At 59.5% G+C, this 16,462-nt stretch carries 11 protein-coding genes and 1 pseudogene; 3 read left to right on the top strand and 9 right to left on the bottom strand.

Annotation, left to right across the window (positions count from 1 at the left end):
* Nucleotides 1-55 precede the first annotated feature (55 nt).
* Nucleotides 56-1,282, bottom strand: coding sequence for an ATP-grasp domain-containing protein (locus M5G20_RS09530; RefSeq protein ID WP_273918939.1), 1,227 nt, complete (start codon nt 1,280-1,282; stop codon nt 56-58).
* A gap of 948 nt (nt 1,283-2,230) precedes the next feature.
* The gene (locus tag M5G20_RS09535) at nt 2,231-3,286 is read right to left on the bottom strand and encodes a haloacid dehalogenase-like hydrolase (protein WP_273918940.1); all 1,056 of its coding nucleotides are present in this window, start codon (nt 3,284-3,286) and stop codon (nt 2,231-2,233) included.
* Between the two features lie 241 nt (nt 3,287-3,527).
* On the opposite strand from M5G20_RS09535, the pseudogene M5G20_RS09540 reads away from it, so the two are divergent.
* Nucleotides 3,528-4,920: pseudogene (locus tag M5G20_RS09540) on the top strand (L-cystine transporter).
* A 115-nt stretch (nt 4,921-5,035) separates the two neighbouring features.
* Here M5G20_RS09540 and M5G20_RS09545 read toward each other — a convergent pair.
* On the bottom strand, nt 5,036-5,548 hold the full coding sequence (locus M5G20_RS09545; protein ID WP_273918941.1) for a dihydrofolate reductase: 513 nt from the start codon (nt 5,546-5,548) through the stop codon (nt 5,036-5,038).
* Nucleotides 5,549-5,633: 85 nt separating this feature from the next.
* On the opposite strand from M5G20_RS09545, the gene M5G20_RS09550 reads away from it, so the two are divergent.
* Both M5G20_RS09550 and M5G20_RS09555 read left to right on the top strand, forming a co-directional pair.
* On the top strand, nt 5,634-7,004 hold the full coding sequence (locus M5G20_RS09550) for a DUF2868 domain-containing protein (RefSeq protein WP_273918942.1): 1,371 nt from the start codon (nt 5,634-5,636) through the stop codon (nt 7,002-7,004).
* The gene (locus tag M5G20_RS09555) at nt 6,997-8,373 is read left to right on the top strand and encodes a GTPase/DUF3482 domain-containing protein (protein WP_273918943.1); all 1,377 of its coding nucleotides are present in this window, start codon (nt 6,997-6,999) and stop codon (nt 8,371-8,373) included. The genes M5G20_RS09550 and M5G20_RS09555 overlap by 8 nt, the downstream gene beginning before the upstream one ends.
* 128 nt (nt 8,374-8,501) lie before the next feature.
* Here the strand turns inward: M5G20_RS09555 and M5G20_RS09560 are convergent, their stop codons facing one another.
* From M5G20_RS09560 to M5G20_RS09585, 6 genes are all read right to left on the bottom strand, one after another.
* Nucleotides 8,502-9,059, bottom strand: a complete 558-nt coding sequence (locus tag M5G20_RS09560) for a phosphonate degradation HD-domain oxygenase (RefSeq protein ID WP_273918944.1) — start codon at nt 9,057-9,059, stop codon at nt 8,502-8,504.
* A 162-nt stretch (nt 9,060-9,221) separates the two neighbouring features.
* A complete protein-coding gene (locus tag M5G20_RS09565; protein ID WP_273918945.1) occupies nt 9,222-10,247 on the bottom strand; it encodes a putative 2-aminoethylphosphonate ABC transporter substrate-binding protein in 1,026 nt (341 codons plus the stop codon).
* A gap of 39 nt (nt 10,248-10,286) precedes the next feature.
* A complete protein-coding gene (locus M5G20_RS09570) occupies nt 10,287-12,011 on the bottom strand; it encodes a putative 2-aminoethylphosphonate ABC transporter permease subunit (RefSeq protein WP_273918946.1) in 1,725 nt (574 codons plus the stop codon).
* Nucleotides 12,011-13,087, bottom strand: coding sequence for a putative 2-aminoethylphosphonate ABC transporter ATP-binding protein (locus M5G20_RS09575; RefSeq protein ID WP_212626306.1), 1,077 nt, complete (start codon nt 13,085-13,087; stop codon nt 12,011-12,013). Before M5G20_RS09575 ends, M5G20_RS09570 begins: the two co-directional genes overlap by 1 nt.
* 221 nt (nt 13,088-13,308) lie before the next feature.
* Nucleotides 13,309-14,172, bottom strand: a complete 864-nt coding sequence (locus tag M5G20_RS09580) for a LysR family transcriptional regulator (RefSeq protein ID WP_273918947.1) — start codon at nt 14,170-14,172, stop codon at nt 13,309-13,311.
* A 16-nt stretch (nt 14,173-14,188) separates the two neighbouring features.
* On the bottom strand, nt 14,189-16,453 hold the full coding sequence (locus tag M5G20_RS09585; protein WP_273918948.1) for a heavy metal translocating P-type ATPase: 2,265 nt from the start codon (nt 16,451-16,453) through the stop codon (nt 14,189-14,191).
* Nucleotides 16,454-16,462 lie beyond the last annotated feature (9 nt).

The following is a 16,462-nucleotide window of genomic DNA, read 5'->3' on the forward strand; positions in this document are numbered from 1 at the left end:
TTACTTTGCCTTTCGGCTTTCATCTTTATTTTAAAAAACTAATCAATACGCTAAGTTACGCCCAAACAAACTTCTCCCTTACCCAATTATCAAGTCGCACGAGGTGATCGGTAACGGCATCTTCAGTCTCCCCCTCGACTATCGCCGAGACAATTTCACCATTGGTTAATTTCATCCCGGCGTAGTCCTTGCCCTTTTTTGCGGTGACCGAGTAATAACGAACGAAGGGCAAATCAATGAGCGCGGGGCACTCAATCAACTTTCCGGTGCGCGGTGGAATATTGAGTTGTCCAAGCAAGCGACGCGGCTTGATCATCTCTTTGAGTAACGCAGCTTTCCCACCACGCTCTGCGTCAATCAGGGCGAAGCGCGGATTCAATCCGTAGGCGTCGGTCAACTCTTGGTTAACGCTGCAACCGCCAAGACGGCATGCGATTTCACATACGACCAAATCCTGCCCATCAAGAAAAATCTCGAGGTGAAACAGCATTGTTCCGAGTTGCGGCAGTGCCTGTTCCACGATCTGTCGTGTGATTTTCACGCACTGTTGGTGAAGTGGATTGTTTTCAGACAGCATCTGAAAGCCGAGACTTTCACCGCTAAGGAAATCCAGACAGGTTACTGTTGATCGCACCGGCGAGATTATTACCGGTCGGCCTCCAATATAGAGTCCATTAACGTTCAGCATCGATGCATTGATGTATTTTTCTACCATCAGATTCTGCAGATGTGTACTGTGTTGCTCGCGTAGGTAGTCACGAAGCTGCTTATCACCTTGCAACACTCTAACCCCACCAGAACCGCGCCCATCTCGAGGCTTCACTACAATTGGAAAACCATACTGCTCAACGAAGTCATTAAGTTCGCATGCAGAGCGGACGACAGCCATGGGATTGATGCGTATACCATGCTCCGACAGCCTTTGTTTCATCAGAAATTTGTCGCGATACAGCAAAGTCATTTCTTCGTAACGCGTTGCTGAGTTGCTAAGTCGATCTTTGATCCGCGCAACGCGCAGCAGATCGACTTCAGCCAGAGCCAAAACGTTGTTAGTTCCTAGTTCCTTTGCGGCAACCAGCGCATCCAGCTCTACCACTCCAGAGTCATTGAAGTTCTCATAAAGTCGTAACGCGGAGCTCAGCACGGGGAAATGTTGTTTCAACAATTCCTTCGCTGACAAATCACTATAAATTAAGCAATTGCCGTCTAGCACACTCAACCATTCAGCTTCGGAGTGCTGAAGTAGAATTTTTGCAGGCGCGAATAAAATTATAGGCTCCAAGAGTTTCTCCTTTACCAAAAAAATCCATTCAAATGCGAGGCGTGGCAGAGTGATGAACTCATACGATAAGTAGCATTCAATCCTTGACACACAGAGCGAACCGCCACTTGCAGGTTTCTTACCAAAAATTTATTTCACAAATTAAAATACCGTGGGTCCCAGAATTTACTTGCCCGCTTATGAGTTAATCATTCCTTTGAATTCTCCTCAGCTTATTTTTGAGTTTTTTGCATTCAACGCACCCATGCAATCCATTTCAACTTTTGAGACTTCAAGGATTGCCTGATGCATATGAGATCTCCGAAGAACCTGTGAAACTAAAATTGAACAGTAATTGTTAGAACAGCTCAACAAATCGTAGCGCCAGAAAACATCCTACGCATCACCACCTCAATACAGAAGTCGACCCCATGCAAGGTTAAAAATATGCGCGGAAAAAACCGTGCTTTCAAAATCCGACCGCTGATGCATAGCCATACGAACGATAAAACCGCCACCCCAACTCTACAAGTCAGCGGTTTCTGAGGTAGCCGTAGTTCAACAACACAAGGAGGTGTAGGCAGCGAGAGTATTTTGAAATGCTTTTTAAACAACCCAGGTCCATTCCGCTTGCGGACCTCTTCAAGGTCACACCTGCAGTGTGCGAGTCGTGACGAGGTTTCTGTTTCCTATAGAATGACGCAATACAAGGCTGATTAACGTCAGCTTGCGCAGCATGACCACGGGCAATTTCAGAATTAAGCTGTGCTGTATGACCTCCAAGCAAGCCCGATCCCAGAGAAATCGATGACCGTCGAACAAAAAAATACCCCGCCATGTGCGGGGTATTTTGTTTTCAAAGACCCCCTGTAGGAGCTGCCGAAGGCTGCGATCTTTTGATCTTGTTTTTCACAATCAAAGTCAAAAGATCTCAGCCTCCGGCAGCTCCTACAGGGGGGATATGATCCGTTACTGGATTTCTTGCGGTGTAACGATCACCCAGTTCTTGTCCGCCGTCACCGGCAGCCCTTCCTTGGCCTGGGCCGCGGCGTGTTTGGCCATCATGCCCTGGATCTGGGTCATGTATTTATCCTTGCGGTTGATCCACAGGTGAATGCCGCCCTTGGCCACATCGACATCGTGGAACAGCATGTAGCCGTCGCTGGTTGGCGTATCACCGCCCACCAGCACCGGTTTTTTCCACTCATCGATGTACGTCAGGATCGCGGCGTGCTTGCCAGCCATCCAGGTCGCCGGGGTCCACAGGTACGGGGTCAGTTCGAGGCCAAGGTTTGCTTTCTCGTCATACTTGCCGGCGGTGATCTGCTTGCGTGCGGTGGTCAGCTCGCCCGTCTTTGGGTCCTTGAGCAACAGCGACACGCCAATCACGTTCTGCGGTTTGACGTTGTAGCCGTACTTCGGATCGGCCGCGACCATGCGCACCAGCTCTTCGGAGGCGGCGGTCATCACGTAGACCTCGATGCCGTTCTCCATCAGCTTGTTGTACAGCTCTTGCTGGCCAGTGAAGATTTTCGGCGGGTTGACGTCGAGCTTCTTGACCACGTCGCCTTCGTAATAAGTCACCGGCACCGGTTTGCCGGACGCCATCAACTCGTCGACATAGCCTTTGAGTTCCTGCAGCGTGAAGCCGGAGAACACCTGGGCGACCCACGGATAGCAAACCATGTCGTCGACTTCGCACAGACGGTAGTAGTAACTGAACAGGCTTTCCTTGTGGTCGGCGGTGTCCTTGAACGGCATCAGTTTCAGGGAGGGGTCGAGTTTGTCGCGGGTGATCAGGCCCTTGTTTTCCATGAACGGCAGCAACGACTCTTCGAGGTCGTAGCGGTAACTGGTGTTGTCCATGTCGAACACCGCGTAATTACCTTTGTTGGCATTGGCCGCGATCATCGCGTCCAGTGCCTTGGCCTGATCGGCCGGCCAGTGCTTCAGATCCGTGGCGAGTACCTGACCGGCGAGGCCCAGGCAAAGTGCTGCTACCAGAAATTTCGGTGCGAACTTCATCGACGCTGCTCCCTGATTCAAAGACATCGACGCTAACAAATACGTATGACAGTCCTCGTCTGTCAGCGACCGCTAACGAGCCTATCGCGCCAGATGCATCCCCGAGAACGACAGCGGCTTATTCCAAAAACGACAGTCACCAGACGTTTTTGATATTAATTCTATAGATTTCAAGCTGTTAGGATTTCCGGTTCGCAGCTGCCCCGGAAGGTGGCTGGCACAAGTCACTTTCGGAGTCCTTATGAATCTGCCGCTGATTCTCAATCTGCTGGTGTTCCTCGCGTTACTTTTTTGGTCTCGCGCAAACCCGCCACACCCACTGGAGCCTGGCGAAAAAAGTCCTGCTCGCGCTGGTACTGGGTGTGGTGTTCGGTGTCTCGTTGCACACCCTTTATGGTGCCGGTAACCCGGTGCTGAAAGCCTCGATCGGCTGGTTCGATCTGGTGGGTAACGGATACGTGCAGTTGCTGCAAATGATCGTGATCCCGCTGGTGTTCGCCTCGATCCTCAGCGCCGTGGCGCGCCTGCACAATGCCTCGTCCTTGGGCAAGATCAGTTTCCTGACCATCGGCACGCTGCTGTTCACCACCGCCATCGCGGCGCTGATCGGCATCGGCCTGACCAACCTGTTCGGCCTGACCGCCGAAGGCCTGGTCGCCGGCACCCAGGAAATGGCCCGCCTGCAAACCATCCAGAGCGACTACGCCGGCAAAGTGGCCGACCTGAATGTGCCGCAACTGCTGCTGTCGTTCATCCCGCAAAACCCGTTCGCCGATCTGGCGCGGGCCAAGCCGACCTCGATCATCAGCGTGGTGATTTTCGCCGCGTTCCTCGGTGTCGCGGCGCTGCAACTGCTCAAGGATGATGTCGAGAAAGGTCAGAAAGTGATCAACGCCATCGACACCCTGCAAGCCTGGGTGATGCGTCTGGTGCGCCTGGTGATGAAGTTGACTCCGTACGGCGTGCTGGCACTGATGACCAAAGTGGTCGCCGCTTCCAACCTGCAAGACATCATCAAGCTCGGCAGTTTTGTCGTGGTGTCCTACATCGGCCTGGGTCTGATGTTTGTGGTCCACGGCGTGCTGGTGTCGGCGGCGGGCATCCATCCGCTGCGCTTCTTCCGCAAGATCTGGCCGGTGCTGACTTTTGCCTTCACCAGCCGTTCCAGCGCGGCGACGATCCCGTTGAGCATCGAAGCGCAGACCAGCCGTTTGGGCATTCCACAGTCGGTGGCAAGTTTCGCCGCCTCGTTCGGCGCGACCATCGGCCAGAATGGCTGTGCCGGTCTGTACCCGGCGATGTTGGCGGTGATGGTGGCGCCCACCGTGGGCATCAACCCGCTCGACCCCCTGTGGATCGCGACGCTGGTGGCGATTGTGACGCTGAGCTCGGCCGGTGTGGCTGGCGTAGGTGGCGGTGCAACGTTTGCTGCGCTGATCGTGTTGCCGGCGATGGGATTGCCGGTGTCACTGGTAGCGTTGCTGATTTCGGTTGAGCCGCTGATTGATATGGGGCGCACGGCGTTGAACGTGAGTGGTTCGATCACGGCGGGGGCGATTACCAGCCAGGTGATGCAGCAGACCGATAAAGAATTGCTCGATGCGGATGAGCATTCGGCGTTGGCGCAGGCTTAAGTAGCGCCTGATCGACCGCTATCGCTGGCAAGCCAGCTCCCACAAGAATCCATGGTGCTCACTCCATTTGTGATTCACCTTGGACACTGTGGGAGCAGGCTTGCCAGCGATGCTTCTAAACTTTTTCCCAGACTTCGAAGTTGTACGCCGGCTTGTCATCCTCAGCCGGGTTTACGATGTTCGACACCAGTTTCCACTGGTTCACATCAAACGCCGGAAACCACGCATCCCCTTCCGGGCTCAATGCCACGCGGGTCAGGTACAAGCGATCGGCCTGGGCCATCCCTTGCGCATACAACTGCGCGCCGCCAATCAGCATCAGCTCATCGACGCCTTGTTCCTTCGCCCATTCCTCGGCACGAACCACCGCGGCTTCCAGCGACGAATAAACCTCTGCGCCTTCGAGCACCAGGTCCGCCTGACGGCTGACCACGATGTTCAAGCGCCCCGGCAACGGGCGACCGAGGGAGTCCCAGGTCTTGCGCCCCATGATGATCGGCTTGCCGAGCGTGGTGGCCTTGAAGTATTTGAAGTCCCCCGGCAAGTGCCAGGGCATGCTGTTGTCGACGCCGATCACACGGTTTTCACCGAGGGCTGCGATCAGGCTGAGGGGGAGTGATTTAGTCATGTTGGCGAGGATACCAGAGCCTCGCTTTCGCCGATAAGCGCCACAACGGTTATGCTCACAGCTCATCTTAGCGACGGGATGCCGCGTGACTGAACTGAATAACCTCTGGCTGACAGAAACCATCCGCCTGCGCGAAGAACACGCAGGCCCCCTGGAGGATCTGGAAGCCAACCGACTGGCCCGCAGCGCAGGCGGCGATTTGCCGTCGCGCATTCAACGCCGAGCCCTGTGGCTGGCGGATCGCGATGGCTTGAGCGATGCGCTCAGACACTGGCTGCAAGGCGCACGTCTGGCGCTGATCGTCATGGCGGTGCTGGCCGTGGTCAGCGGCGCCGGTCTGGCTTTTGCCGCGATGGGTGACGGCCTGCACCCGGTCAATGTGTTCTGGGCGTTGGGCAGCCTGCTCGGACTCAATCTGATTCTGTTGCTGAGCTGGGTCGCGGGCCTGGTGTTTGCCGGCGAACACGGCGCCAGCCTCGGGCGCGTGTGGCTGTGGCTCAGTGAAAAACTCGCCCGCGACGCCAAAGCCGCGCAATTGGCACCGGCCCTGCTGTTGTTGCTGCAACGCCAGAAACTCACTCGCTGGGCCGTTGGCGTACTGGTCAACGGCCTATGGCTGCTGGCGATGCTCAGCGCGCTGGTGATCCTGCTGACGTTGATGGCGACCCGCCGATACGGCTTCGTCTGGGAAACCACCCTCCTCAGCGCCGACACGTTTATTGCCGTGACCCAAGCCCTCGGCGCGCTACCCGCCCTGCTGGGTTTCAACGTGCCCAGCGAGGAAATGATCCGTGCCAGTGGCGACGCCGCACTGAACATCGAGAGCGCCCGCCAGGCCTGGGCGGCGTGGCTGGTGGGCGTGTTGCTGGTCTATGGCGTGATGCCGCGCTTGTTGCTGTCGCTGTTTTGCCTGTGGCGCTGGAACACCGGTCGAGCGGCGCTGCGTCTGGATTTGAACCTGCCCGGCTATGCCCAGCTTCGCGAACGGTTGATGCCCACCAGTGAACGTCTGGGCATCAGCGATGCGGCGCCTGAGCAACTGCATCGGGTCGAGAGCGGCGTCAGTGAGCAGCAAAGCGACGGTGCGTTATTGGTCGCCATCGAACTGGACGACGACCGCCCGTGGCCGCCGAAATTGCCCAACAACATCAGCAACGCCGGCATTCTCGACAGCCGCGAATCGCGCAACAAATTGCTCGAACAACTGAGCCGCTACCCCCCGGCGAGACTGGCGATCGCCTGCGATCCTCGGCGCTCGCCGGATCGCGGCAGCCTGGCGCTGATCGCCGAACTGGCTCGCAGCGCCAGCGCCACCCGCGTCTGGTTGCTGCAAGCTCCGCCCGGTGAAGCACTGGATGCTGAACGCCTTGGCGACTGGCATGCGGCGTTGCGCCAACTGGAGCTGCCCTTCGCCGATTGCGCACCGATGAACTGGCTGGAGACGGGTCATGACTGACACCAGCAAGCAGCCCCTGAAACTCGCCGTCGTCGGCCACACCAACGTTGGCAAAACCTCGCTGTTGCGCACCCTGACTCGCGATGTCGGTTTTGGCGAAGTGTCCCACCGTCCCAGCACCACACGGCATGTCGAAGGCGCGCGGTTGTCGGTGGACGGCGAACCGCTGCTCGATCTCTACGACACGCCGGGCCTGGAAGACGCCATCGCCCTGCTCGACTATCTCGAACGTCTGGAACGGCCTGGCGAAAGACTGGACGGCCCGGCGCGACTGGCCCGCTTCCTCGAGGGCAGCGAAGCCCGACAGCGTTTCGAACAGGAGGCCAAAGTCTTGCGCCAGCTATTGGCCTCGGACGCCGGTCTCTATGTGATCGATGCCCGGGAACCGGTGCTGGCCAAGTATCGCGATGAGCTGGAAGTACTCGCCAGTTGCGGCAAGCCTTTGCTGCCGGTGCTGAATTTCGTCAGCAGCGCCAACCATCGCGAACCGGCGTGGCGTGAAGCGCTGGCGCGGCTGGGTTTGCATGCATTGGTGCGCTTCGACAGCGTCGCGCCGCCGGAAGACGGCGAGCGCCGACTCTATGAAAGCCTCGCCCTGCTGCTGGAAACCGCACGGCCGCAACTGGAACGCTTGATCGCCGATCAGCAAGCCCAACGCCTGGCGCGTGAGCAAAGTGCTGCGCGGCTGATTGCCGAATTATTGATCGATTGCGCGGCCTGCCGACGCAGCGTGGTCAGCGAAGCCGAACAGGAACAGCAAGCCATCAGCGAACTGCGCAAAGCGGTGCGCCAACGGGAGCAACGCTGCGTCGAGTCCCTGCTCAAGCTGTACGCCTTCCGCCCGCAGGACGCCGCTGCCAGCGATTTACCGCTGCTTGATGGCCGCTGGGGCGATGACCTGTTCAACCCCGAAACCCTCAAGCAGCTGGGCGTGCGGGTCGGTGGCGGGATCGCCGCAGGGGCCGCCGCCGGGGCTGGCGTCGATCTGCTGGTCGGCGGCATCACCCTCGGTGCCGCCGCGCTGGCCGGTGCCATCGCCGGCGGCGCCCTGCAAACCGCGCGCAGTTATGGCAGCCGCTTGCTCGGCAAGCTCAAGGGCCAGCGTGAGCTGACGGTCGATGACAACGTGCTGCGACTGTTGGCCTTGCGTCAACGGCAACTGCTGCAAGCGCTCAATGCCCGCGGGCATGCGGCGATGGACAGCATCCAGGTGGCTACGCCTCAGGACAAGACCTGGCGCGAGGGCAAGTTACCCGAAGCCTTGAACAGGGCCCGGGCGCATCCGCAGTGGTCGTCGCTCAACCCGCATGCGAAGTTGAATCAGGCGGAGCGGCAGGAGCAGATTGAGGTTCTGGCAGCAAAATTGTAGCGTTTGATCCGTCCTCATCGCGGGCACGCCCGCTCCCACAAGTTTTGCGGTTGTCACAAATCCAGGGCAACACAGGGAGACCGTGGGAGCTGGCTTGCCAGCGATGGACGCACCTCGGTCTCACATTTCTATGCAGCCAACAGGCGCAACGCCTTTTCCTTCAAAAGTCCCAGGTCAATCACCGGCACGTGCATCTCCTTGGCCAGCTCATCCCACTGCCGCATGCGCAAACTGACCTCGCACAACGGGTCCTGCTCGAACGCGTCAGCTTCGGCTTCGCTCATTACGCCCCCCTGATACTCCAGCGTGCGACGGCTGGCTTCGCTCAAGCGCTCGTAGTACCCGGATTCCCGCAGCGTCAGATAACGTTTGGCCTGGACGTGATATTCCACCAGCCGCGCCAGGCGTTCGCTGAAACCCGCGCGACGCAGATAGTCCGCGCCCAGTCGCTCATGACTGACCACACCGAAGCCGCCCATGTTTTCGGCGTTCTCGGCGCAGATGTGCCCAATGTCGTGAAAGAACGCAGCCAGCACCACTTCATCATCAAAGCCTTCGGCCATGGCCCGTTGTGCCGCCTGGGACATGTGCTCGATCTGCGACACCGGCTCGCCGATGTAGTCGCTGTCGCCGAAGCGTTCGTACAGGGCGAATACCTCGGCGATCACTTGATCGTTGCGGCCCATCGAAAATCCCCCAATCAGTGAAGTTTGTGGTGAAGGGTAGACCGCTATCGCTGGCAAGCCAGCTCCCACAGGGTTCACGGGTGTTCACACATTTTGCGTTTCACCTCGTCCATTGTGGGAGCTGGCTTGCCAGCGATGAGGCCCTGTCAGCCAATGAAGGTCTTACTTGGCCGCCACTTTCTCGGACTTGCCGTCATAGCGCTTGCGCCATTCGGCCAGGATTTGGTCGCGGTTCTTCGAGGCCCAGGCAAAGTCGTTCTTGATCAAACGCTGCTCGTAGTCGGCCGGCAGTTCGGTCTGCGGCTTGGCGATGCCAGGCTGGGCGAGCACGGCGAAGTTTTCTTTGTAGAGTTCCATCGCCTCAGGGCTGGCCGAAAAGTCAGCCAGTTTCTTCGCGGCTTCTTCGTGGGCAGTGCCCTTGATCACTGCAGTCGCCTCGATTTCCCAGCCCAGGCCTTCTTTCGGCAGGATGATGTCCAGCGGCGCGCCCTGGCGTTTCAGCTGAACAGCCGGGTATTCGAAGGAAATACCAATCGGGAATTCACCTGCCGCCGCCAGTTTGCAAGGCTTGGAACCGGAATGAACGTACTGGCCGATGTTCTGGTGCAGGCCGTCCATGTACGCCCAGCCCTGCTTCTCGCCGAAGGTTTGCAGCCAGGCGCTGACATCGAGGAAACCGGTGCCGGACGACGCCGGGTTCGGCATGACGATCTTGCCTTTGTACTCGGGCTTGGTCAGGTCCTGCCAGCTCACTGGCTTGGTCAGGCCCTGCTTCTCGGCTTCGACGGTGTTGAAGCAAATGGTTGCGGCCCACACGTCCATGCCGACCCAGGCTGGCGGGTTGGCGGCGTCGCGGTAGTTAGCGCCAATCTTGCCCAGGTCCTTCGGTGCATAGCTTTGCAGCATGCCTTGCTGGTCGAGGATCGCCAGGCTCGAAGCGGCCAGGCCCCACACGGCGTCAGCCTGCGGGCGGGCTTTTTCGGCCAGCAGTTTGGCAGTGATGATGCCGGTGGAGTCACGAACCCACTTGATCTCGACGTCCGGGTTGGCCTTTTCGAAAGCCTCTTTGTAGGTCTTCAACTGTTCGGCTTCGAGGGCGGTGTACACCGTCAACTCGGTTTTCGCCGCGAAGGCGTTCAGGCTGAAAGCGGTAAGGACAGCAGCGGCCAGGGCCATAGGCTTGAACATGATCTTTTCCTGTTTTGAGTTGAGTGGGTTGTGCAGATATCAATGACCGGGCGCGGTCTGCCGCCAGGCCTGTGAGCGGCGCAGCAAACCGCGCGAAGCCCAGGCCAGCAGCAGGGACACGCCCGCCGAGGTGAACAGAATCAGGGTCGACATCGCTGCCGCGCCGCCGACATTGCCGGCGTCGTCCATGTTCAGCACCGCCACCGCCGCGAGGATGGTGTCGGGGCTGTAGAGGAAGATCGCCGCCGAAACGGTGGTCATGGCCGAGACGAACAGGTAACGCACGATGTCCAGCAGCGCCGGCAGGCAAATCGGCACGGTGACCCGCAAGTAGTGCCGGTACAGCGGCGCCTTGAGCGACAGCGCGGCGGCTTCGAACTCGGCATCGAGTTGGCGCAGCGCGGTAGTGGCAGTCATTTGTGCGGTGGTCAAATAATGCGCAATGGTGCAGACCACCAACAGGGTCATGGTCCCGTAGAGCACGTGCAGCGGGTTGCCGGTGAGATTGAAGAAGAAGACGTAACCCAGGCCCAGCACCAGGCCTGGCACCGCCATCGGGACGAAACTGAGCATGCGCAGTGTCAGATTCAGGCCGCGCTGGCCGCGGGTTTTTTCCATCAGATAGGCGCCAGTAAAGATCAGTACGCTACCGATCAACGCGGTGCACAACGCCATCTTCACGCTGTTGCCATAGGCCAGCCAGCCACCTCCGGCGGTGTCATTGAACTGGTAATGGTTGAGCGACAGCGACAGGTTGTAAGGCCAGAACTTCACCAGCGACGAAAACACCGCCATACCGAACACCAGCAGCAACGTGGCGCAGATCAGCAGCACGATGGCCAGATAGCAGCTGTCGCGCAGCGTCGACGGCAACGGTTTGAACACTTGGGCGCGACCGCTCATTGAATCGCCATGACGACGACGCAGCCAGGCATCAACCCCGAAGCTGAACAACGCCGGCAGCAACAGCACCATGCCGATCAGCGCACCGCGGCCGAATTGCTGCTGGCCGACCACGGCTTTGTAGGCTTCCAGTGCCAGCACCTGATAGTCACCGCCGACCACCACGGGCACACCGAAGTCGGTGATGGTCAGGGTGAATACCAGACAGAACGCAGCGAACACCGCCTGACGTGTTGCCGGCCAGGTGATGCTGCGGAACGCTTTGGCGGGACTGGCGCCCATGCTCGAAGCGGCATCGAACAGTCGCGCATCCGCCAGGGATAACGCCGACAGCAAAATCATCAAGGCGTGCGGGAAGGTGTAGATGACCTCGCCCAGCACAATGCCCCAGAAGCCATAGATGTTGTCCGAAAGCAGGCCGCGCAGCATGCCCTGGTTACCGAACAGGTAAACCAGCGCAATGCCCGGCAGCATCGACGGCGCCATCAATGGCAGCAGCGAGATGCCACGCCAGATACCTTTGCCGGGAATCAATGTGCGTTGCAGGGCGTAGGCAAACAGGTAGGCCAGCGGTACGACGATGGCCGCGACGCTGAGGGAAACCTTCAGGCTGTTACCCAGCAACCAGTGGAAGTTCTCGCTGGTCACCAATTCTTTCGCAGCGAGCCAACCACCGCCCTGTCCGGCCTCGGTGCTGAAACCACGCCAGAAAATCGCCAGCAATGGCATCAACACGGCAACGCCGAGCAACACCAGCAAGAGGACTTTGCCGCCGACCACGAAGATCCGGTCGCCCAGCTCGGCACGGGAAATCTGCCGGACCTGCTTTTGCGGCAGCGGCAGCGCGATGTTCGCGCTCATCAGGCAAACACCTGCAGGCTGCGTGGCGGCAAGGCGACCATGATCTGCTGTGCGCCAAGACGCGGCATGGCTTCCGGTGCCAGTTCAGCCAGCAACGCATGGCCCGGCAGTTGGTCGAGTTCGAAGCTCATGCGGCAGCGGTTGCCAAGGAAGGTGATTTCACGAACCTTGGCCGGGAACAGGTTTTCCTCGTGCACCAGCGGATTGACGTTGATCGCTTCCGGGCGGCAGAACAAACGGCCCGAGGCGGTCTTGGCGCTGCCATCGGCCAGGCGCATGTTCATCCCGCCGACCTGGGCGTGGCTGTCACTGCTGCGCTGGAACGGCAACCAGTTACCCTGGCCGACGAACTCCGCCACGAACGGCGTAGCCGGGCGGTTGTAGATTTCCTGTGGCGTGGCGTACTGCTCGACCTTGCCGTTGTTCATCACGGCGATGCGGTCGGCCATCAGCATGGCCTCGTCCTGATTGTGGGTAACCATCAGGGTGGTGATGCCGAGGCTGCGTTGCAGTTGGCGCAGCTCAGTGCACAGATGCTCGCGGACCCGGGCGTCGAGGGCCGACATCGGTTCGTCGAGCAGCAACAGCGAGGGTGCCGGGGCCAAGGCGCGGGCCAGGGCAACACGCTGCTGCTGGCCGCCGGACAACTGGCCCGGGTACTTTTTCTCGCTGCCGCTCAGGCCGACCAGTTCCAGCATCTGCCCGACGCGCTGACGCACCTGATCGCGACCACTGCCGGCCAGGCCGTAGGCAATGTTCGCTTCAACGGTGAGATTGGGGAACAACGCGTAGGACTGGAACAGAATGCCGTAGTCCCGCGCCTGGGGCGCCAAGTGGGAAACGTCGCGATCGCCCAGGTACAACTCGCCGCTGTCCTGTTTTTCCAGACCGGCGATGCAACGCAGCAGGGTGGTCTTGCCGCAGCCTGACGGGCCGAGCAGGCACACCAGCTCGCCAGCCGCCACGTCGAGGGAAACGTTGTCCAGCGCGGTGAACGCACCAAAGCGTTTCTGTACACCGCGCACCTTCATCGGTGCGCCGGGATTGGTCAGGGCAGTTGCGATCGAATTGTTCATGGACGGGCCTCATCTGGCAGATGGGGCCATCCTAGGGTTGTAATGAGTCCGTCATATGGCAGTAAGGCAAAAACTGCCGATAGTGGTATTGAGGGATTTTGGTTCAGGTGATGTGTTGTCTGGACTGGCCTAATCGCTGGCAAGCCAGCGCCTACAGGTTATCGCGCATTCCTGTAGGCGCTGGCTTGCCAGCGATGAGGACCGAACAATCACCGCAGATCTCAGGCCGGGGACATTTCCTGCGCCAACCCCAGAAATGCCGCCGGCAGCCGCGCGTTTTTGCGTTCCTTGAGGCAATACAGGTACTCGGGAATCTGCGGCGCATTTTCGATGGTCAGCACCCGCAATTGCGGATCATGGGGCACTTCCTGCCGGGCAATGATGCTGATGCCGATGTTGCGCAGCACTGCCTCGCGAATCGACTCGCGGCTGCCGATCTCCAGCAGAGGACCGAAACACACACCGGCACTGGCCAGCAACGCTTCGGTCAGGCGTCGGGTGGTCGAGCCCGATTCGCGCATCAGCAGGGTATGCCCGGCCAACGCGCTGAGCGGCACATGATTGTGAACCGCCAGCGGATGATGACGATGCACCGCCAGCACCAGCGGATCGCTGCCGAGCACCCGCCGAATCAGCCGTGCATCGTCGAGTAACTGCGAGGATGCCGCGACGTCGACGCGGTACTCCTCCAATGCTTCGAGCACTTGCTGGGAGTTGCCGATTTCCACCGACACCTCCACCTGCGGCAGGCGTTCGCGAAAGGTCTTCACCAGGTCGAGGATGTAATAAGGCGCCGTCGCGGCAATGCGCAGCGTGCCCTGCACCTGGCCGCAATTGCGCAGGAAAAACTCGATATCGGCTTCCTGCTGCATCAGCGCTTTGACCATCGGCAACAGCCGCGCGCCTTCATCGCTGACGCTGAGGCGCCGGCCGCCACGGTAGAACAACTCCACCGAATACTGGCTTTCCAGGTTGCGAATCTGCGTCGTCACCGTCGGCTGACTCAGGCCGAGCTTTTTCGCAGCCTGGGTGATGCTGCCCAGGCGGGCCACCATATAAAACGCCTTCAGCTCGGCACTCAGCACAACCCATCCTCATCCTTTATTTGCGCAGCAGGCGCAAACCGTTGAACACCACCAGCAGGCTCACACCCATGTCGGCAAACACCGCCATCCACATGGTAGCGAGCCCGGCGAAGGTTACCCCAAGAAAGATTGCCTTGATGACCAATGCCAGGGCAATGTTCTGTTTGAGGATGCTCGACGTCTGGCGCGACAGGCGGATGAAAGCGGGGATTTTGCGCAGATCATCGTCCATCAGGGCGACATCAGCGGTCTCGATGGCGGTATCCGTACCGGCGGCCGCCATGGCGAAACCGATCTCGGAACGCGCCAGCGCCGGCGCATCGTTGATGCCATCACCGACCATCCCGACGATATGCCCTTTGGCATACAGCGCTTCAATCGCCTGCAATTTGTCGGTGGGCAACAGATCGCCCCTGGCTTCGTCAATTCCGACTTGCGCTGCAATCGCCTCGGCGGTGTGAACGTTATCGCCAGTGAGCATCACGGTCTTGATGCCCAGATCATGCAATTGATGGATCGCTTCGCGGCTGGATTCCTTCACCGTATCGGCTACGGCAAACAGCGCCAATGGGCCGGATTGGTCGAGCAGCAGCACCACCGATTTGCCCTGTTTTTCCAGGGCGAACAACTTCTCCTCCAGCGCCGGCGAGCACAAGCCCAGGTCTTCAACCAGACGATGGTTACCCAAATGGTAGAGCTGACCGTTGATCTCGCCACGCACCCCGCGCCCGCCCAGCGCTTCGAAGTTATCCACAACGAGTGGGGCGAATTGTTTATCCACAGCCGCATCGGCGATGGCCCGCGATACCGGGTGATCGGATCGACCGGCGAGCGCAGCGGCAATCGCCGGAGCTGAAGTTTCGGCGGCAGGCTCAAGCGACAGGTAATCGGTCTGCACCGGTTTGCCGTGGGTGAGGGTGCCGGTCTTGTCCAAAGCAAGGTAGTCGAGCTTGTAACCGCCCTCCAGATAAACCCCGCCTTTGACCAGAATGCCTTTGCGCGCGGCAGCAGCCAGGCCGCTGACAATGGTCACTGGCGTAGAGATCACCAAGGCACAAGGGCAGGCGACCACCAACAACACCAAGGCCCGGTAGATCCAGTCAAACCACAACGCATTCATGAACAATGGCGGGATGACCGCAACGGCCAACGCCAGGATAAACACCGCTGGCGTGTAGATTTTCGAGAAACTGTCGACGAAGCGCTGGGTCGGCGCCCGCGCGCCCTGGGCCTGCTCGACGGCGTGGATGATCCGCGCCAGGGTCGAGTTGTTCGCTGCCGCCGTCACGGCGTATTCCAGGGAGCCCGCCTGATTGATGGTGCCGGCAAACACCTTGTCGCCGATGGTTTTTTCCACGGGCAGGCTTTCGCCGGTGATCGGTGCCTGATCGATGGTCGAGTTACCCGAAAGCACCTCGCCATCCAGCGCAATGCGCTCGCCGGGACGCACCCGCACCCGCGCGCCCAGCTCGATGGCCTTCACCTCCCGGGTGACCCAACTGCCGTCTGCCTGCAAGACCGTCGCCTGTTCCGGCGTCATCTGCATCAGGCCGCTGATGGCGTTGCGCGCGCGGTCCAGGGATTTGGCTTCGATCAGCTCGGCCACGGTGAACAGGAACATCACCATCGCCGCTTCCGGCCATTGCCCGATCAGGATCGCGCCGGTCACCGCGATGCTCATCAGCGCATTGATGTTCAGGTTGAGGTTCTTCAGGGCAATCCAGCCCTTTTTATAGGTGCTCAGGCCACCACTGAGAATCGAGATCAGCGCAATAACCGCCACCACCCAATTCGGCGCAGCGGCGGTGAAGTGGATCACTTCGGCCAGCAATGCACCGACGCCGGACACTGCCAACGGCCACCAGGATTTTTTCTCGGGCACCGGCGGCGGTCCTTCGACACCCTGCTCCAGGGGTTCGGCGTGCATGCCGAGGGATTTGATGGCGTCGATGATCGGTGTGGTGCTTGGCAGATTGTGGGTGACGCCCAGCACCCGGTTGATCAAATTGAACTCCAGTTGCTGCACACCGGTCAGTTTTCCTAGCTTGTTTTGAATCAGCGTCTGCTCGGTCGGGCAATCCATGGCTTCGATTCGGAAGTTGCTCAGCCGCGCATCGGCGCTTGGTGCTTCGCTCAACTGCACCAGCACCGGCGCCGGCGCCGAGACTGTCGACGAGCAGCAGGAATCACCATGGCCGCCATGTACATGTTGGGGCACGGGCTTCAGCTTGCTGGCGCAGCAAGCGTCTTCGGGTTTGTGGCTGTGCAGGGAATCGCTCATTGGTCGCGT

Origin of the sequence: Pseudomonas sp. TNT2022 ID1044 (assembly GCF_028656895.1) — a bacterium.
GTDB lineage: Bacteria > Pseudomonadota > Gammaproteobacteria > Pseudomonadales > Pseudomonadaceae > Aquipseudomonas > Aquipseudomonas reinekei.